This window comes from Labrenzia sp. 011, from assembly GCF_003075075.1.
GTDB lineage: Bacteria > Pseudomonadota > Alphaproteobacteria > Rhizobiales > Stappiaceae > Roseibium.
In genome coordinates this window covers 16957-34493 of the sequence record NZ_QCYM01000064.1, presented here as the reverse complement: position 1 = coordinate 34493, position 17537 = coordinate 16957, and the positions used below count along the sequence as shown (strand labels likewise).

General features: G+C 60.1%; 16 protein-coding genes. 3 read left to right on the top strand and 13 right to left on the bottom strand.

The features are described 5' to 3' along the window. Position 1 precedes the first annotated feature (1 nt). The 4 genes from DCO57_RS22885 to DCO57_RS22870 are packed head-to-tail and all read right to left on the bottom strand — an operon-like array spanning position 2 to position 3733. Positions 2–1282, bottom strand: a complete 1281-nt coding sequence (locus DCO57_RS22885; protein WP_116701232.1) for a TRAP transporter large permease — start codon at positions 1280–1282, stop codon at positions 2–4. Then, positions 1279–1812, bottom strand: a complete 534-nt coding sequence (locus tag DCO57_RS22880) for a TRAP transporter small permease (protein ID WP_208978102.1) — start codon at positions 1810–1812, stop codon at positions 1279–1281. The genes DCO57_RS22885 and DCO57_RS22880 overlap by 4 nt, the downstream gene beginning before the upstream one ends. A 12-nt stretch (positions 1813–1824) precedes the next feature. Next, positions 1825–2883 (bottom strand): TRAP transporter substrate-binding protein, encoded by a 1059-nt coding sequence (locus tag DCO57_RS22875; protein ID WP_244288004.1) that lies wholly within the window; start codon positions 2881–2883, stop codon positions 1825–1827. Between the two features lie 22 nt (positions 2884–2905). After that, the gene (locus tag DCO57_RS22870; protein WP_116701231.1) at positions 2906–3733 is read right to left on the bottom strand and encodes a putative hydro-lyase; all 828 of its coding nucleotides are present in this window, start codon (positions 3731–3733) and stop codon (positions 2906–2908) included. Between the two features lie 114 nt (positions 3734–3847). Here DCO57_RS22870 and DCO57_RS22865 point away from each other — a divergent pair, with 114 nt between their 5' ends. Continuing rightward, a complete protein-coding gene (locus DCO57_RS22865; RefSeq protein WP_116701230.1) occupies positions 3848–4726 on the top strand; it encodes a LysR family transcriptional regulator in 879 nt (292 codons plus the stop codon). Positions 4727–4749: 23 nt separating this feature from the next. On the opposite strand, the gene DCO57_RS22860 is transcribed toward DCO57_RS22865, so the two are convergent. The 6 genes from DCO57_RS22860 to dctP all read right to left on the bottom strand — a co-directional run bounded on the left by DCO57_RS22860 (position 4750) and on the right by dctP (position 11687). Beyond that, positions 4750–5508 (bottom strand): matrixin family metalloprotease, encoded by a 759-nt coding sequence (locus DCO57_RS22860; RefSeq protein ID WP_165814828.1) that lies wholly within the window; start codon positions 5506–5508, stop codon positions 4750–4752. Between the two features lie 469 nt (positions 5509–5977). Continuing rightward, positions 5978–7495 carry a malonyl-CoA synthase gene (locus DCO57_RS22850; protein ID WP_116701227.1) on the bottom strand — a complete coding sequence of 506 codons (1518 nt, stop codon included), beginning with the start codon at positions 7493–7495 and terminating at the stop codon, positions 5978–5980. Between the two features lie 11 nt (positions 7496–7506). Next, positions 7507–8754 carry a malonyl-CoA decarboxylase gene (locus tag DCO57_RS22845; RefSeq protein ID WP_116701226.1) on the bottom strand — a complete coding sequence of 416 codons (1248 nt, stop codon included), beginning with the start codon at positions 8752–8754 and terminating at the stop codon, positions 7507–7509. Continuing rightward, positions 8751–10067 carry a TRAP transporter large permease gene (locus DCO57_RS22840; RefSeq protein ID WP_116701225.1) on the bottom strand — a complete coding sequence of 439 codons (1317 nt, stop codon included), beginning with the start codon at positions 10065–10067 and terminating at the stop codon, positions 8751–8753. Before DCO57_RS22840 ends, DCO57_RS22845 begins: the two co-directional genes overlap by 4 nt. Next, a complete protein-coding gene (locus tag DCO57_RS22835; RefSeq protein WP_116701224.1) occupies positions 10067–10615 on the bottom strand; it encodes a TRAP transporter small permease in 549 nt (182 codons plus the stop codon). The genes DCO57_RS22840 and DCO57_RS22835 overlap by 1 nt, the downstream gene beginning before the upstream one ends. 85 nt (positions 10616–10700) lie before the next feature. Beyond that, positions 10701–11687, bottom strand: coding sequence for a TRAP transporter substrate-binding protein DctP (gene dctP, locus DCO57_RS22830; RefSeq protein WP_116701223.1), 987 nt, complete (start codon positions 11685–11687; stop codon positions 10701–10703). A gap of 136 nt (positions 11688–11823) precedes the next feature. Between dctP and DCO57_RS22825 the strand changes: the two genes are divergently transcribed. Together DCO57_RS22825 and DCO57_RS22820 are read left to right on the top strand one after the other, a co-directional pair. Further along, positions 11824–12480 carry a GntR family transcriptional regulator gene (locus tag DCO57_RS22825; protein WP_116701222.1) on the top strand — a complete coding sequence of 219 codons (657 nt, stop codon included), beginning with the start codon at positions 11824–11826 and terminating at the stop codon, positions 12478–12480. Positions 12481–12639: 159 nt separating this feature from the next. After that, complete coding sequence (locus tag DCO57_RS22820) at positions 12640–13005, top strand: response regulator (RefSeq protein WP_116701221.1); 366 nt, start codon at positions 12640–12642, stop codon at positions 13003–13005. Here DCO57_RS22820 and DCO57_RS22815 read toward each other — a convergent pair. The 3 genes from DCO57_RS22815 to DCO57_RS22805 all read right to left on the bottom strand — a co-directional run bounded on the left by DCO57_RS22815 (position 12986) and on the right by DCO57_RS22805 (position 17514). Continuing rightward, on the bottom strand, positions 12986–14284 hold the full coding sequence (locus DCO57_RS22815; protein WP_133192750.1) for a diguanylate cyclase: 1299 nt from the start codon (positions 14282–14284) through the stop codon (positions 12986–12988). The two genes, DCO57_RS22820 and DCO57_RS22815, sit on opposite strands and share 20 nt — an antisense overlap. Before the next feature lie 8 nt (positions 14285–14292). Then, complete coding sequence (locus tag DCO57_RS22810; RefSeq protein ID WP_116701219.1) at positions 14293–14640, bottom strand: Hpt domain-containing protein; 348 nt, start codon at positions 14638–14640, stop codon at positions 14293–14295. A 240-nt stretch (positions 14641–14880) separates the two neighbouring features. Beyond that, complete coding sequence (locus DCO57_RS22805; protein ID WP_165814827.1) at positions 14881–17514, bottom strand: ATP-binding protein; 2634 nt, start codon at positions 17512–17514, stop codon at positions 14881–14883. Positions 17515–17537 lie beyond the last annotated feature (23 nt).

The following is a 17537-nucleotide window of genomic DNA, read 5'->3' as shown; positions in this document are numbered from 1 at the left end:
CTCAGAGGGTTGAGGGAAGGAAAAGGGCCAGTTGCGGCATCAGGATCAGCAGCCCGACCATCGCCAGCATTGCCAGCGCATAGGGGATGCAGCCGAGCATGACGTCGCTGAAGCTTCCCGACTTGCGCGCGGCCTGGACCACATAGAGGTTCAGGCCAACCGGCGGTGTGATCAGCGCCATTTCCACCAGGATGATCATCAGGATGCCGAACCAGATCTTGTCGTAACCGAGCTGGACGACGATCGGCACCACGATCGGGATGGTGGCCACCATCAGCGACAGGGTTTCGATGAAGAAGCCCAGAACGATGTAGATCAGGATGATCACCAGCAGTGTTTCAAGCGGTCCGAGGCCGAGGCCGCCCAGGAGGTCCTGCAGCGCCCGGCTGACACCGGCTGCCGTCAGGGCGAAGTTCAGCACATAGGCGCCGATGACGACCAGCATGATCATGGAGGAGGTCTTCACCGAACCGCGCAGGGCCTCGGAAAGCATGGTCCATGTCAGGGCCTTCTGGTGAGCGGCGATCAGCAGAGCGATCGCGACGCCGACCGTGGCTGCTTCCGTCGGCGTGGCCCAGCCCGCGTAGATGGAGCCGACAATGGCGGCGAAGAGGCCGAAGATCGGCAGCAGGTCGGCAAGACCTGTCAGCTTTTCCGCCGCCGAGCTTGAGCGCCGGGGACCGCCGAGGGACGGCCAGACGACACACAGGACGATTGTCGTCACCATGAACAGGGCGGCCAGAAGCAGTCCCGGGACGAGGCCGGCGAGGAAGAGCTGCGGGATGGAGCTTTCGGTGAGGAAGCCGTAGACGATCAGGTTGATCGATGGCGGGATCATGATGCCCAGAGTGCCGCCGGCAGCGATCGCACCGGAGAAGAGTTTCTGGTTGTAACCGAGTTCCTGCGCCTGTGGCATGGCCACGGTCGCAACGGTTGCCGCCGTGGCGACCGACGAGCCGGATGTCGCCGAAAACATGGTCGAGGTGGCGATGTTGGCGTGGATCAGTCCGCCCGGCATCCAGGCCACCCATTTTTCCAGCGCGGCATAGGTTCGCCGGGCCACGCCGCTGCGCACCAGGATTTCGCCAAGCAGCACGAAGAGCGGAATGGCAATGAGCGTGGCACTGTTGGAGGACGACCAGACCACCTGGCCGAGGCCGCGCATCAGGGGAAACGGGCTGAAAAACGTGTCGATGCCGAAGGCCAGCAGGAACAGGACGATGCCGACCGGAATGGACAGGGTCAGCAGGCCGAGAAGGCCGAAGGATGTGAAGGAAATCATGCTTCCCCCCGCGCACCGGCGATTTCATCCACGGACCGGAAGTCGGCGGACAGGAATTTTACCAGGATGGAGAGGAGAAGCAGGCTTGCCGAGACGGCGAACCAGACCCAGCCTGCCCACCACAGCAATTGCGGAATCCAAAGCGGTGTCTCAAGCGGCGTGTTGGCGCGCGCGCCTGTGGAGAGGGTCTTTTCGAGCACCGCCCACCCGCGCCAGGCGACCAGAATGGCTGTCGCCGCCAGGCAGAAGAGAGACACGATGTCGAAGACCGCCCGCCCGAAAGGGATGAGGCGCTGACGGAGCAGGTCGATGCGCACATGCGCCCGCTCCGTCAGGGCATAGCTTATGCCCCAGCTCGTGGTGACGGCCATCACGTAGCCGGAGATTTCGTCGACGCCCCCGAGTGAGGCCCCCAGCCGTCGGGTGACGATCTCCACCAGGGTGAATGCGACGCATGCCATCAGTACGAGACCGACACCGATGGCAAGACGGTCATTCAACCGCCGGACAAGAGATACCAGGGACATCATCGGAGTTGCGCCTCAGTTTGCTTCGAGTTTGACGCCGGTGACTTCACCGACAGTATCGCTCCAGCGCTTTGCCCAGTCTCCACCGGCGCGTTCGGCCCATTCCGGCAGAACCTCGGTGATCAGGACTTCCCTGGCCTTGGCCAGGTCGGCATCGCTTGCCTCGACAAGCACCAGATCCCTGGCTTCACCGTAGGGGCATTCGCCGCTGCCGGTCAAACAGATGATGTCGTTGTCCAGGGCGTTCTGGGCGCTCTCCCAGGCCGGGGCCTCGAGATATTCCTTCACGCCGTTTTCAAGAACGGCCTTCTGACTGTCGGACAGCGTATTCCACTTGTCCAGGTTGATCGCGGTGACGACCGGATCCCAGCCGCCGAGCGGAATTGGCATCAGATGGGTGGAGACTTCCCACCAGCCGGCATTGTAGCCCGAACCGGCTCCGGTGATCGCGCAATCGACGACGCCACGCTGCAGGGCGCCGGGCACCTCGCCGAAGCCGACATTCACGCCTTCGGCGCCGAGGGCTTCGAGAAACTTGGCGGTCATGCGCCCGGACGCACGGACCTTCTTGCCTTTCAGGTCATCCAGCGAGGAGATTTCGGCGTTGCAGAAAACCACCTGCGGCGGATAGGGGGCAATGCCCAGAACCTTGGCGTTGAAGACGTCCTTGTAGATGTCGTCGACCATCGGCCGCGCCGCATCGACGGCCTTTTTCGCGGTGGCGGCGTCGGGGGCGATCAGCGGAACATCGAGGGCCTCGAGCGCGGCGCTGTCGGAAACCGCGTAATCGGCGACGGTCATGCCGACATCGAAGACGCCCTGCGACAGCAGGCGGAAGACGTCACCGCCGCCAATGCCCATCTGATCGTGGGTGGTGAGCGCCGCGGTCAGGTCGCCGCCGGAGAGTTCGGGAAGTTTTTCGTTCCAGAAGGGGGCTTCATACTGCTTGTGCAGGGGCAGGCCGCTCCAGCTGCCGACCACGGCAAGTTCCTCGGCCTGGGCGGCCGTGCCGGCAGATAGCGCGATCATGGAGATCGCGGACAATTTCAACAGGGTCTTCATATGCAGTTCCATCCTCTTTTGCTTTTTATGTCGGTCAGTTATCGACGTATGGGTAGATCGGGGCGGTCCGTTCATCGACATCGGCGATGAGCATGGCGCCGGGTGCATGGGTGATCGAAAGGGGGAGTTTCGCCGCCATTATAGCAACCTGCGGGGTGACGCCGCAGGCCCAGAACACCGGGACTTCGCCCTTGCGAATCTCGACCGGCTCGCCCCAGTCGGGGGCGTTCAGGTCGGTGATGCCGATGGCGCGCGGGTCACCCGCATGAACCGGTGCGCCATGGGCAAGCGGGAAGGTCCGGCAGATCGCCCTGACCTCTTCAAGCCGATCCTCGGCGACCGGCCGCATGGAGACCACCATGCCGCCGCCGAAAGGTCCGGCGGGTACCGTTTCCAGCGTCGTGCGGTACATGGGAACGGTCACATTGGCATCAATGTGACGCATGGCAAAGCCGGCCCGCAGCAGCGCGTTCTCGAAGGTGAAGGAACAGCCGATGGCGAAGGCGACCAGATCGTCCTGCCACAGGGCGGAAAGATCGGTGACCTGTTCTTCCAGCTTGCCGAACCGGTAGACGTTGTAGCGGGCCGCGTCGGTACGGATGTCCACATCGTCTCCGAGCCGGGCAATTGCCGGGTCTCCCGGAGCCGAGATGCCGGCCAGGGGGCAGGGCTTGGGATTGTTGCGGCAGAAGGCCTGAAAGTCGGCGGCATAATCGCCCGGCACGATCGCCAGATTGCACTGGAGCCTGCCTCTGGCAAGGCCCGCGGTGTGGCCGCTGTAACGGCCGAGCCGGATCGCCCGGCGTGCGTCGGACGGGGCCATGTCGGCCAATTGGGAAAATTCGGCAAGCGCAGTTGTCATTTTCACCTCGAAAGTCGGTGGCAAAATGCTGCGGCGGATCTATTATCAAGTCAAATCGTGAATTTCTGTCCAAAGTGATCAGATATCCTGATCACCTGAAAGAGGTGTTTTTTCATGACCCTTGAACAGCTCAGGACGTTTCTGGCGGTCGCCCGCATGGGGGGCGTCAGGCGCGCGGCCGAGCAGATGAATATCTCTCAACCGGCTGTTTCCGCGCGCATTTCCAGCCTGGAAACTTACCTGGGTACGGAACTCTTCAGCAGGGTGTCCACCGGCGTGGTGCTGACCCGCAAGGGGGTGCTTCTTCGCCAGCATGCGGAACAGGTGATGGCGATCCTGGAGCGGATCAAGGGGGACGTGATGTCGGAAGACAGCGTCAGCTCGCTACTGAGGCTGGGCGTTGCGGAGACGGTTGCACAGACCTGGCTGCCGGATTTCCTGCGTCAACTGCATCGCAACTTCCCCCGGCTCAAGATCGAAGTCTCGGTCGATATTTCCCTCAACCTCAGGGAGATGCTGCTGGACCGGTCGCTGGATCTGACGATCCTGATGGGACCCATTTCGGAATACAGCGTCGACAATCTGGACCTGCCTCCCTTCGAGCTCGCCTGGTACCGGCCCGTGGATCTGCCGGAGCCGGATCTCGGCGTTACTCCGGTCATCACCTACAACCGGAATTCGCGTCCCTACCGCGAGCTGATGCAGCAGCTTCAGGATCGCCACGGCATCACGGCGCAGATCTTTCCAACGAATTCCCTTTCGACAGGCTTTGAAATGGTGGCGTCGGGGATCGGTGTCGGCATCCTGCCGCAGGAACTCGGACGCCGGCTGGTGGAGGAGGAACGGATTGCCACTTTCGATCCGGGCTGGCTGCCGACGCCGCTGCGGTTCACGGCGACCTATATCGGCGAGCCGCGCAACGAACTGATCATCCGCGCGGCCAGGGTCGCCCAGCAGGTCGCCGTGGCGCATCACGAAGCGATCTACGCGTGAATAGCGGTCCGGTGAGGAACGGTTCAGCTTCCGTCCGGGCCATATAGCCACCGGGCGCCGGCGATGTCGCCCGGCTGGAGCGCGCGGAAGGTCTCGCGGTACTTGAAGTGCATGATGGAGCGTCCGCGCAGGTAGTGGTCAAGGCCGATGGCATGGCCTATCTCGTGGGCAAATGTATATCTGAGATCATAGGATTTCAGATCGCCGTCGAAACCTATCTTCCACTTGTGCGCCGGGTTGAGGCAAACGGCCGAGCGGGTGATCTCGGCGATGTCGGGCGCGCCTGCATGGCCCTTTTTCCTGGCTGTTTCCAGGCCGGGCCGGTTCAGGCCCCGGTCCGCTCCCAGGGTCCTGTCGGGACGTCGCGGGAGGGGCTTTGCGTATTGCACGCTGGTGAAGGCATAGCCGCGCGGCAGGGATTGCGCACCGACAACGATATCCGCCTCGCCGACGCTTGCGGCTTCCTTGAAGGACACACCGCTGGCGTCTTCCCACAGCCGGAAGGCCGCAGCCGCCTCCTTGCGGATGGCGGCCGGAGACAGTCCGGAAAGCCGGGCAAGTCGGTCCAGACTGTCCATGGAGCGGCAGTTGCGGCTGTTTTTCCGGGCAAGGGGGCCGTTGGCGAAGGCGTAGGTGACATGCGCGGGTGTTCCGAGCTGCCCCGATCCCCATTTCACCAGAAGACCGTCGAGCTTCAGCGGGGAAAACCTGCCCACTTCGACGGCCCGTGCCGTGTTGCACAGGTCGAGGCTCAGACCTGCGAGGAGTAAAAATGAAATCACAAACTTCAACGTCAGGCCCTTTGCAGTCAGAGGGGCACGCATGAAATGCGACTGTCTTCGTGAGTCAGGAAGTCCGGCTGCCTGTTGCAGATCCGGTCGATCAACCATCGACCGAGTGCCTAAACGGATCAGCGATATTCCGACTTCCGCATGTCCTGCCCGGGCTCCTCCCGAAGCAGGTCTGTCTCATTCAAGTTCATCGTCACGGTAACGTCAAATCGGATTCCGGAGAACCTGTTCGGGCCGGGGATGCCCAGTTTTCTGAAATGTCGGGGTCAATCAGGGGAGCGGAAGCGAACTTCCGTCCCGCAGCGGTCCTGGGACCGTTGCCTGCGGGACATGCCAAAGGGGCGGGCCGCACGGGGATGGGCACTGCGGTGATTGCCCGAAAATGGCGGCCCCTGGCGACTGAGGACGATCCTGCCAGCCGTGCGGACCAGTTTTCCGGTTCTTCGACGGCCGGCGAGTTCTAGCCGGTCGCGAAAACGTCCCGATACTTGTCCCGGAGAATGTTCTTTTGAACCTTGCCCATCGTGTTGCGCGGCAGAGCGTCGACGAGGATGAGTTTGCGCGGGTGCTTGAAACGGGCCAGCGACGAACCGGCGGCTGTCATTATGGCGTCCAGGTCCGGTGTCTGGCCGGGTGCGGGCACGATGAGGCCGAGGACCGTTTCTCCGAAGTCGGCATGGGGAACGCCGATGACGGCGCTTTCCAGCACTCCGGGCTGGTCGTCGAGGACCAGTTCGATCTCCTTGGGATAGATGTTGTAGCCGCCGGAGATGATCAGGTCCTTGTTGCGTCCGACGATATGGACATATCCGTCCACGTCGATCAGGCCAAGGTCGCCGGTGATGAAGAAACCATCCTCACGCAGTTCCGCCGCCGTCTTCTCGGGCATCTGCCAATAGCCCTTGAAGACGTTGTCGCCGCGCACCTCGATCTGGCCGACTGTTCCCTGAGGCAGGGTCTCGCCGGTTTCCGGATCGGTGATCTTCAGCTCCACACCGGGCAGCGGAAAGCCGACCGTGCCGGCCCGGCGCTCGCCGTCATAGGGGTTGGAGGTGTTCATGTTGGTTTCGGTCATCCCGTAGCGTTCCAGGATCCGGTGGCCGGTGCGCTTTTCGAACTCCTGATGGGTGTCGGCAAGCAAGGGGGCGCTTCCGGAAATGAAGAGGCGCATGTGGCCGGTCAGCTCGCGGGTGAAACGCGGGTCCTGAAGCAGGCGGGTGTAGAAGGTCGGCACGCCCATCATCACGGTTGCTTTCGGCAGCCATTCGATCATCGCGTCGAGGTCGAATTTCGGGAGGAAAATCATGGAGGAGCCGGCGATCAGGGTAATGTTCGTCGCGACGAAGAGGCCGTGCGTGTGGAAGATCGGCAGTGCATGCAGCAGGACGTCGCCGGAAGAAAACCGCCAGTATCCGGCCAGCGTTTCGGCGTTGGACAGGAGGTTCTTCTGCGTCAGCATGGCCCCCTTGGAGCGGCCGGTGGTGCCGGAGGTGTACAGAAAGGCGGCGAGATCGTCCTGGGTCCGCTCGGCGGTCGGATAGGTCGCGGGCATGGTGGCGGCAAGATCGGTCAACGAGCCGGAGCCGTCGGCGTTCAGGGTTTCGATCCGGGCTTTCATCTCCGCGGCGACCGGCGCCAGCCGTTCCTTGCTTGCGTCGGCGCAGACGACTGTCCGGGCACCGCTGTTTTCGATGAAATAGCTCAACTCATCGACGGTGTAGGCAGTATTCAGCGGCAGGAAGACGATGCCGGCCTGAACACAGGCGGCGTAGAGCGCCAAAGCCATCGGCGATTTCTCGACCTGTGCGGCGAGGCGGTCTCCCGGTTGCAATCCGTTTCGCGTCAGGACATGGGCAATCCCGGCGGCTTTTTCCAGGAACGCCGCATGGCTGAGGACAGTGCCGTCCGGCAGGTAGAGGAACGGGGTATCCTTGCCGGCATGTTTGCCGAACAACCGGTCATAGAGTGGGTTGGTCATGGTATGGGATCCTAAGCGAGAGCTTCTTCGGCGGCCGCGCTCAACGACCGGATTTCCGACGATGCGGCGATGGTATGGCTGGAGGCGAAGCGCTCGTGGTTTTGCGTGACTTTCGCCAGATCGTAAAGGTAGTTGACCATGACGCCGGCGGACTGCTGCATGCCCTTTTCCGAAATGTCCGCCCCGGCATGGACCTGATGAATCATGGCGCCATTGCCGAGATGGAAGCGGGCGACGGGATCGAGGGGCAGCCCGTCCTCGCGCTTGGCGGTCATGAGATAGTTCGCGGCCAGGCTCCGCATCTTCTCGTCGTCGGTCGGATCGTATTGCCTGCCGTCGGCCTTGAGCTTGCGCACCAGTCCCGGGATCGGAGACAGGGTGACGAAGGTCTTCAGACCCGGCAGTTCGATGGAAAGATCGGTGACGACCTGCTTGATGAGCGAGTTGCCGAAGGAAATTCCGGCGAGCCCTTCCTGGCAGTTTGAAATCGAATAGAAAACCGCCGTGTCCGCGCGATCGGCATCGATGACCTCGCGGTTTTCGGCTAGCAGGTCCTGGATCGAGCCCGGCAGGCCCTTCGTCAGGGCCACCTCGACGAAGATCAAGGGCTCGTCGGGCATGGCCGGGTGGAGAAAGGCGAAACAGCGCCGGTCCGCCGGTTCCAGCCGGCGCCGGAGGTCGTCCCAGCTGTCGATGGCGTGGACGGCTTCATAGGCGATGATCTTTTCCAGAAATTGCGCGGGGCTCTCCCAGCTCACGGGCCGCAGAACCAGAAAGCCGCGGTTGAACCAGCTTCCGAACAGGTGGCGGAAATCGAGATCGAGCGCCTGCAGGGCATCGTCGTCCCGGCCCAGCCGCAGAAGGTCCTCGCGCATTCTGACCAGGGAGCGGGTTGCGTCGGGGACCTGGTTGAGCCGGCGGATCAGTTCCTGCCGCGGCGGCTCGGCAGCTTCCATGAAGGCCCGGTAGCTGGCCTTGGACTGACCCATTTCATAGGTTTCCAGCGCGGCCCGAACCGCGGGCACCGAGATGGTCAGATCTTCGGCCAGATGATGGAAGAAGGCCTGCTTCTCCGCGTCATCCAGGGTGGCGTAACGGCTCAGGATCTGCCGGGCCATGGTGACGCCGGAGACCTCGCCGGTCGCGCCGATCAGATCGGCGACAAGCGCTTCAAGCGGCCTGTCGTCCGTCTTGTCGGACATTCTGAAACGATATCTTCTCTCGAAGACGGTAGAGAGGATGTCCGCCAGAAAGGTCATTTGGGTACTCCCATCACGGTGTCGGGCAACCAGGTGGCCAGTTCCGGGAACAGGCACAGCAGGAAGATCGCGAAAACCATGCAGGCCACGAAGGGAAGAGATCCTGTGAGGATGGTTTTCAACGAGATATCGGGTGCGATGCCGTTGATAACATAGAGATTCAGGCCAACGGGCGGGGAAATCAGGCCGATTTCCATGTTGATGGTGAGGATGACGGCGAACCAGACGGGATCGAAATTCGCCGCGACAATGATCGGCAGGAGGATCGGTGCCGCCATCAGGATGACGGCGACCGGCGGCAGGAAAAAGCCGGCGATCAAAAGGAAGCCGTTGATTGCCGCCATCAGGATCCAGCGATTGACCTCAAGGGTTCCGATCCATTCGGCAATGGCCTGGGTGATGAACAGCGAGGACAGCATGTAGGAGAACACGCCCGCGGCGGCGACGATGAACAGGATCATCACGCTTTCCCTGGTGCTGTCGCGCAGGACTACCCAGAGCGCGGCCGGACTCCAGAGCTTGTAGATGATCATCGCAATCACGAGGCACAGAAGCGCACCCACGGCGGCGGTTTCCGAAGGGGTCGCGACGCCGCCGTACATGGCGTAGAGAACGCCGAGGATGATGGCGAGAAAAGGCAGGACACGGGGCAGGATCTCGAACTTTTCGGCCCAGGAATAGTTGCCGGCGCTCAGGACGCTGGCCTTGCCGCTGCGCCAGGTGGAATAGAGCGACCAGGCCATGAACAGACCCATGAGCAACATGCCCGGAACAACACCGGCAAGGAACAGGCGGCCGATCGATGTTTCCGTGGCGATGCCATAGACGATCATGGTGACGGATGGCGGGATCAGGATGCCCAGCGTGCCACCGGCAGCGATGGAGCCGGCGGCGACGCCGTCGGGATAGCCGCGCTTGCGCATTTCCGGAATGCCCATCTTGCCGATTGCCGCGCAGGTTGCCGGCGAAGAGCCGGACATGGCGGCGAACAGGGCGCAGGCGCCGAGATTGGAGATCACCAGCCCGCCGGGAATGCGCGTCATCCAGCGCTCGAGGGCTTCGTAAAGGTCGGCACCGGCCCGGGTTGAGGCGATCGAGGCCCCCATGATGATGAACATCGGGATCGACAGAAGCGCGAAATTGTCGAGTTTTCCGAAGAAGATTTCCGGCATCAGCTCAAGAGAGCGCGAGCCGTCGAAGAAGAGCAGGAAACCGGCGGAGACGATCAGAAGGCCGATGGCGACCGAAACTCCGGAGAACAGAACGATAATTGTGATTACGGCGACCAGCAGGCCGAGAAGCAGCGGATCCATCAGGCGTCCTCCAGTCCGAAGGGTTTTTCCAGTCCGGTCAGGACCGCAAAGAGATCCGCGACCAGCTGCAGAAGAAGCAGGCCGAAGCCGACGGGGATCGAGAGATAGGGAATCCACAGCCTGACACCCCAGACCGTGTCCGAAGTCCAGCCACGTGCCCAGGCGAAGTGCCAGTACTCAATGCCGTAGTAGAGCATCACGCCGATGAGCAGGGACGAGGTGGAAAGGGTCAGGCAGGCAAGCCAGTATCGCGCCCGCCGACCAAGCGACAAGGGAAACAGGTCGACGTTCACATGCCCGCGCAGACGCTGGACATAGGGAAGGCCGACAAGCGTGGCGGCGATAACGAGATAGATGACCGCCTCGGTCTGCCAGACGGTCGAGGCGTTGAGCACGAAGCGCATGAAGATCATCTGGCACGTGATGGCGACAGCAATGACGATCATGGCCGCGGAACACCAGCCCGCGACAGTCGAGATTGCGGCAACGCCGCGCAGAAAGGGATTGTTGCCGACATACGCAACCGTAGCCGTACTGTGGCCCGCCATGGGTCACTCCTTCGAATGAGATCGGGTAGAAGGCATCTTGCGGGGCGGCTGGGTGCCGCCCCGGTTGAGATCAGGCCCGGAGGCGTCAGTTGACCGACAGGGCCAGGTCAAGAAGTTCCTGTCCATTGGGAGTTTCCTCCACAAAGGCCTTGTAGGACGTTTCCTTCGCCAATGCCCTCCAGGCTTCGAAGTCCTCTTCCGTCATGGCTGCGATCTCGACGCCATTTTCGCGGAAAACCTCTGCGGACGCGGCATCTTCCTTCTTGGCTTCGTCAAGATAGAACGCCTGTGCCTTCTCGGAAGCGGCCAGCAGCGCCTGCTGCTGCTCCTCGGTCAGGCCCTCGAAGGTGGATTTGTTCATGATGAGCGGCTGGTACATGAACCAGAGGGCGTATTCTCCGGCCGGCGTATAGCAGGAAACCTGCTCGTAAATCCGGTAGCTCACGAAAGAGGACGAGGAAGTGTTCGCCGCATCCAGCACGCCGGACTGCATGGCGTTGTAGATTTCGGACGAGGACATGGAGGCGATGGATGCTCCCGCGCCGGCGAGCATCTGCTCGAAGGCCTTGCCGGCCGCACGTGTCTGAAGTCCCGGCATGTCGTCGGGCTTGGTGATGCATTTGTCCTTGCCGGCAAATCCGCCCGCAAGATAGCCGTGCACCAGCACCATCACGTCGTCATCAGCCATGATGCCTTCGATGGCATCCATGAAGGGGCTTTCGTTCAGCCGTGCAGCGTGATCGTGGTTCTTCACCAGGCCGGGCATGAGGGTGAGATTGTAAGCGGGCTGCTGCCCACCCGCATAGCTCAGCGGCAGGACAGCCATGTCGAGCAGGCCACGGGTGAGGGGCTTGTACTGTTCGCGCGCCTTGAGAAGCGACTGCGAAGGGAAAATCTTGATGTCGAGGTCGACGTCCGCAGCGGCGACTTCGTCGGCGACCATCTGCGCAACCTTGTGGCGGACATCGCCGTTCGACCATTGATGCGACAGGCGCAGTTCAGTGGCGTTTGCCGTAAGCGCGCCGGCAAAAAACGCCATGGCGGCAACGGACGCTGAAAGCTTGAAGTTCATTTCATTCCTCCCTGGAAGTTCCGGTTCTGGGACCGGACCATGATCATACCCTCAAGCCATGTTTTTTTGTCAAGCGATTTTGTATACAAGATTAGCAATATTGCGCGCCAAATTGGCTTATGCTAAATGCAGAAGCATGGAACGAAGACGTGCCGATTGCATCGCGGATGATCTGGAAGGACTGATTTTCGACGGTACTTTCACCGATGGTGAGAGACTGGACGAGGTCCAGCTGGCCAACCGATTTTCTGTCTCCAGAACGCCGGTTCGCGAGGCATTGCAACGGCTTGCGCAATCCGGTCTGGTCGTGCAGATCCCGCGCAGGGGAGTGTTCGTCCGTCAGCCTGGACCCGTCGAACTGCTTGAAATGTTCGAGGTCATGGCCGAGCTGGAAGCGGTGTGTGCCAGGCTTGCCGCATCACGCATTTCCGACGAGGGGTTCAAGGATCTCCTTGACGCCAACCGGCGTTGCAAGGCGGTTGTCGAAGTGCAGGACATCTTCACCTACTATCGTGAAAACGAGCGCTTTCATGCGATCCTCTACAGGCAGTCCGGCAATACCTTCCTGGAGCAGGAATGCCTGCGCCTGCAGCGCCGTCTGCAACCATTCCGCAGAGGGCAGCTGCGCGTGCGCGGACGCATGGCCCAGTCGATGGCGGAGCACGAGACCATTGTCGCGGCGATCGATGCCGCTGACGGCGAAAGAGCGGCCGAGGCGATCCGCCAGCATGTTTCCGTTCAGGGGGAAAAGTTCCATCACCTGGTTGCCCGCCTCAAGCCGGCGGCCGAATAGCCGGTCTGTTCGCTCACACCGGAACCGGCTTGCGTCGTCGATAGGCGCAGACCGGGGTGTATAAGTGAGCTAAAGGGTCCGAGGCGCTGGCAACCCGTGGGCCAAGAGACTAGTTTCGATCCGAAGGAAATCCGCTAGACGCCTGCAGGGAGCCACGGGATGCTCAAAGCCCTTTATGTCGACGATGACGAGGATATCGGAACGATCGTCGAGATGTGTCTCGATATCGACGGCGCCTATGAGGTTCGATGTGTCATGTCGGGGCGGGACGCGCTGAATACCGCCCGCGCATGGAAGCCGGACGTGATCCTGCTGGATTTCATGATGCCGGAAATGGATGGGCCGACCACCTTCGGCTTTCTGAAGAAGGACAGTGAGACGGCGGAGATTCCGGTGATCTTCATCACCGCCAAATCGATGCAGGAAGACATTGCAAAACTTGAGGCTCTCGGCGCGGTCGGCGTGATTTCCAAGCCTTTCGATCCGACAAGCCTTGCGAGCGATATCAGGGCGCTGTTGTCGTGAGCCCGTCACCAGTGGCTCGACACTGTTTTCTGACGCAATTCCGCCCGTAGGACTTGGCCTGATAAAGCGCTATGTCTGCCTCGGTAAGAAGCCCTTCCTCCGAGGTGTTATCTTCCGAGCCGGCCAGGCCGCAACTGAACGTCACGTTGAATTTCCTGCCCGAGGCATTGAATTCGATCCGCTCGAACGCGCTGCGAATTCGGTCGATGATCTTTTCGGACTGCTCGGGCGTCGCATCCACAAGGATGATTGCGAATTCCTCTCCACCGTAGCGCGCGATGATATCGATGTTGCGGAAGGAATTTTTCAGCAAGGTCGCAAACGACTGGATGACCGTGTCACCGATCTGATGACCGTAGGTGTCATTGACCGTCTTGAAGTGATCGAGATCAATCAGGGCAACCGTGAAGGTCGACATGGTTCGTTTGCTGCGGTTCAGTTCACCGGTCAGCCGCTCCTTGAACGCCACATGGTTCAAGAGGCCGGTCAAACCGTCGCGAACGATGATCTGTCGGAGCTCGACAGCCCTTACGGCGCGCATCCGCACCATTTTGACGAGATATCCCACATCGACGGGTTTCTTGATGAAATCGTCGCCGCCAATCTTGCGGGCCAGATCCTGTATGTCTTTCTGATAGATGGAAGACAGGAACAGGATGGGAAGCGAGGTGTGGGCCGGATCAAGCCGGATGGCCTGTGCCACATCGATGCCGTTGGCCTGGGGCATGTCGATGTCCATGATCACCAGATCCGGACGGAAGTCTTCGATCGTTGCTTCCGCTCGCAGAGGATCGTCGATAACGGCGACACGCAAGCCGCATTCTTCCAGCGCCAGCGCATAGACCGACGCGGTGAGTTCATCGTCGTCGATGATCAGGACACGCGCATCGGGCATTTCGGACTTGCGGGTGTCCTCCAGGTTGGACAGAACCTCGACGGCGTTCACCGGCAAGCTCAGCAGGCCGCTGGCGCCCATATGCACGGCCTTGATCTTGAACTCGAAGGCCCGCTCTCCGGTTGTGAGCAGGACCTTGCATCCTGTGCTGAGTGACTTGCAGATTTCGAGGTGCGGGTCCTTTTCCGGATTGATCAGGGCTACAATGGCGGTTTCCGGCGGAAAGCTTTCCGTATAGGGAACGGCAACGAGTCCGAATTCCTTCAGGATGTGGGTAATGTGCTCGAGGTTCTCGTCGGAGTCGAGAACGACGACCTTTCTGTCCGGCGCGGTCAGCATGTCATCCGAATGGCACTCGTTGCCCAAGCTTTCATTGCTTTTCACCTGCGAATTCAATCCGTGCGCCTATCCGACCAGTCCGGTTGCTGCAGTCCGATCAGCAAGGTCCGGTCGATCCGTTCGACGAGCTCATTGACAGCCTGGATAATGAGACTGGGCTCCACGCCGCTATCGACCATTTGTTCGACAGTGCGGGCCGGAGTGTCGAGGTCTTCACATCCGAACAGGCGCGCGCTGCCCACGAGCCGGTGTGCTATGTAGCGGACGATTTCAAATCCCCCGGCCGTATTGCCGTCGCGAACCGCCGCCAGGCTGGAGATGAGTTCGCTCTTGTCTTTGTCGAGACGCAGTTCATAGGCGGCGACGAGTCGCGCTGTCCTGACTTTCAGGGCATCTGTCATTCAATCTCTCTTTACGTTGCGTTGAGGACAATGCCATTTGTTTGTTAAGATTTTTTTATCCATTTATATCGGTATATTTGACGGTGTTATTTAAAATTATTTTCATAAACATGTAGGTGTCTGGTAAGTTTATATAATTTACTTTAGAGGGCCCGTTTTTCTGTTTTCTGTCTGGGGGGCAAATAAGGTGCCTTCATTCTGTGAGCAGTGTTCTTTCGACTGGTTCGACAAGATATTGGCTCATGCTGCTCCGGACTTGAGGTCTTTGTTCCGTTTTATCTGGTCCACCAATTCGGTGACTCTGGCAGCGAATTCTCCCGGCCGTGTCTTGGCCTTGACCAGTGTCGCATCAACGTGAATGTGCTGAACATTCTCGTCGATCGCCGTCACCACGAGGATTTTCGTACTTTCCGGAGCCGGGATGAACGGGATGACATCCAGTCCTTCACCATCCTCGAGCAGCCGGTCGAGGATAACGATGTCGAAGACATGTTCCTTCAACAGCTTTCTGGCCTCGGCGACCGTCTTGACGTGAAGCAGTTCCAGATCAGGTTCAAGTCCTGTGGCCAGTATCGTGTAGAAGTCATTGTCATCCTCCACGTGCAGACCAAGAAGCCGTGTGTCCGCCGGATCCCGCGACTTGCCACCGCTGGTTCCGGTGGAGGCCTGCAAGGGGAATTCCACCCAGAAAGTGGTCCCGGTGCCCAGCTCGCTTTCAAAGCCGATCTGACCGTGCATGCCCTCGACGAAGCTTTTGGAAATATTCAGCCCGAGACCTGTCCCGCCCTCGCTTCTGGTCGCGCTGCCGTCTGCCTGGGAAAAGGCCTGAAAGATGTGTTTCCTGAAATTCTCGTCGATGCCCACCCCCTTGTCCACGACTTCGATCCTGCCGTTGCGTTTCGAAATCATGGTGCGGATCGTGACCTTTTGACCCTTCTGCGAGAACTTCACGGCGTTCGAGATCAGGTTGCTCATGATCTGCTGGAATTTCGTGGCCTCCACGGAGACGGAAATTGCAGTGGCTGCCCGCTCTGCTTCCAGCTGGATGCCGGCATCGTCCGCGTAGCCCTGGTTGAGTTCCAGTGCCTTTTCGATTTCGTCGTTGAGATCCATGACACTCAACTCGAATTTGGTCTTGTTGGCGCGCAGCTTTTCGAAGTCGAGAATTTCGTTGACGAGCTGGATCAGCCGTTCCGTGTTTTTCCGGGCCATGCCGATCAACTGGAACACCTTGGGCGGCATGTCTTCCGGTGCCAACATGTCGATCAGTGTCAGCGATCCGCGGATGGATGTGAGCGGTGTGCGCAACTCGTGGCTGACGGTGGAGACGAATTCCTTGCGCATACGGTCTATTTCCTTGCGCTGGCCGATGTCCCGGATCACGCCGCTGAATTTCGTCGCGCCGTTGAGTTTGACAGCATTGATCGAAAGTTCGATGGGAAACACCCGGCCGGACTTGTCGACGGCTTCAAGTTCGCGGGTGGTGTCGAACGACTTGCCGCCCAGTCCGTCCCGGTAGAGCTGAAGGTACCCATCATGAGCGCCGGCGTCTTCCGGTTTCATGAGTATCTTGATGTTGCAGCCAATGGCTTCGGACGCGGAATAGCCGAACATGCGTTCGCAACTGGGGTTGAACTGCTCGATCATACCGAAACCGTCGATCAGAACGAGACCGTCGACGACATTGTTCACGATCGCAGAGGCGCGTGTGCGGCTTTCGACAAGGTCTGAATTTCGTTTCTGAATTGCGGACGCCAGCTTGCCGATTTCATCGTTGCGCCAGGTGGGAAGATGCTCGAGGCTGTCCTCGTCACCGGAGAGGCGGACGGCCTCGGCAAGATCCGACAGCGGCTGCATCATGGATCTGACGACAACGACCGCCAGAAGGACGCTACATAAAATTACAAGAAAGCCGACAAGCAGCACCTCATTGCGGTTTTGCGTCGATGCGGCATACCAGACCTCGTTCGGGACGACGACCACGACACCCAGATTTGCTGAAGCCTGGGAGAAGTGGCTCGTGTCCCGGATGAAATATCCAACGTCATCTGCCGTGGAGAGAAGCCCGCGATCTTCCCCGGTTTCCAGGACCTGCTTCACGATATCCGGCAAAGGGCGTGTCATGTTGCCGTTCAATTCGAGCCGGTAGACGGTTTGTTCCATACCGGGCCGGTGCTCCATGAAATCTCCCCCCCCATTGACGACGAATGTATGTTGGTCAGGGTTGATTTCGGCAAAGGCGGATTGAAGCATTGCCTCGTAGTTGACGTTTATGACGAGGAAACCGAAACGGTTGCCGTCCTCATCGTCGATTGGCATCATTCCGCGCAATGTCGCAGTATAGGAGCGGTCCTGCTGACCGTATTCGCGGTTGTAGGAGATATCGGAAAAGACGACTTCCCCGGTCGGGGCTTCGATTGCGAAGCGGAAATAGGGCTCCAGTTTCTTCTGTTGAAGCTCTCCTCTTTCCTTCACTTTCATTCCATAGAGCGTGCGATCGACGCGGACGAGCTCGCGTCCGGCATCCTCCACGCCGATAAAACGGAACTGGAAGTATTCCGGCCGGCCCTGCAGGACCGCCTGAAAGTTGATCGCGAGACGTGAGCGCAAGTCAGCTTCGGCGGAGCCATCCAGTGGATCTCTACCGTCGCTCTTGATGCTGCGGATCAGACCCTGGACCGGAGGCGTTTCGGCGATCGTCCTGAGGTCGTTGGCGATCAGATGGTAGTCGAAGCCGAATCTCTGGGACAGCAACTCGGCTTCCGTGGCCAGATGTGTTTCTGCCAGATGCAGGGTTTCGGATCTGATGCGAACATAGGAAAGGGAGCCGACCGCAAGCGTGGACAGGGCTACGCAGAATGCGGTGAGGATCAATATCCTCTTCTTGAGACTGGAGG

What these genes read in the sequence shown, in the direction of transcription:
- DCO57_RS22845 (WP_116701226.1), bottom strand. Translation starts at nt 8,754, where the DNA reads ATGACCTTTCTGGCGGACATCCTCTCTACCGTCTTCGAGAGAAGATAT.
- DCO57_RS22825 (WP_116701222.1), top strand. Translation starts at nt 11,824, where the DNA reads ATGGAACGAAGACGTGCCGATTGCATCGCGGATGATCTGGAAGGACTG.
- DCO57_RS22850 (WP_116701227.1), bottom strand. Translation starts at nt 7,495, where the DNA reads ATGACCAACCCACTCTATGACCGGTTGTTCGGCAAACATGCCGGCAAG.
- DCO57_RS22870 (WP_116701231.1), bottom strand. Translation starts at nt 3,733, where the DNA reads ATGACAACTGCGCTTGCCGAATTTTCCCAATTGGCCGACATGGCCCCG.
- DCO57_RS22880 (WP_208978102.1), bottom strand. Translation starts at nt 1,812, where the DNA reads ATGATGTCCCTGGTATCTCTTGTCCGGCGGTTGAATGACCGTCTTGCC.
- DCO57_RS22875 (WP_244288004.1), bottom strand. Translation starts at nt 2,883, where the DNA reads ATGGAACTGCATATGAAGACCCTGTTGAAATTGTCCGCGATCTCCATG.
- dctP (WP_116701223.1), bottom strand. Translation starts at nt 11,687, where the DNA reads ATGAACTTCAAGCTTTCAGCGTCCGTTGCCGCCATGGCGTTTTTTGCC.
- DCO57_RS22810 (WP_116701219.1), bottom strand. Translation starts at nt 14,640, where the DNA reads ATGACAGATGCCCTGAAAGTCAGGACAGCGCGACTCGTCGCCGCCTAT.
- DCO57_RS22835 (WP_116701224.1), bottom strand. Translation starts at nt 10,615, where the DNA reads ATGGCGGGCCACAGTACGGCTACGGTTGCGTATGTCGGCAACAATCCC.
- DCO57_RS22865 (WP_116701230.1), top strand. Translation starts at nt 3,848, where the DNA reads ATGACCCTTGAACAGCTCAGGACGTTTCTGGCGGTCGCCCGCATGGGG.
- DCO57_RS22840 (WP_116701225.1), bottom strand. Translation starts at nt 10,067, where the DNA reads ATGGATCCGCTGCTTCTCGGCCTGCTGGTCGCCGTAATCACAATTATC.
- DCO57_RS22820 (WP_116701221.1), top strand. Translation starts at nt 12,640, where the DNA reads ATGCTCAAAGCCCTTTATGTCGACGATGACGAGGATATCGGAACGATC.
- DCO57_RS22885 (WP_116701232.1), bottom strand. Translation starts at nt 1,282, where the DNA reads ATGATTTCCTTCACATCCTTCGGCCTTCTCGGCCTGCTGACCCTGTCC.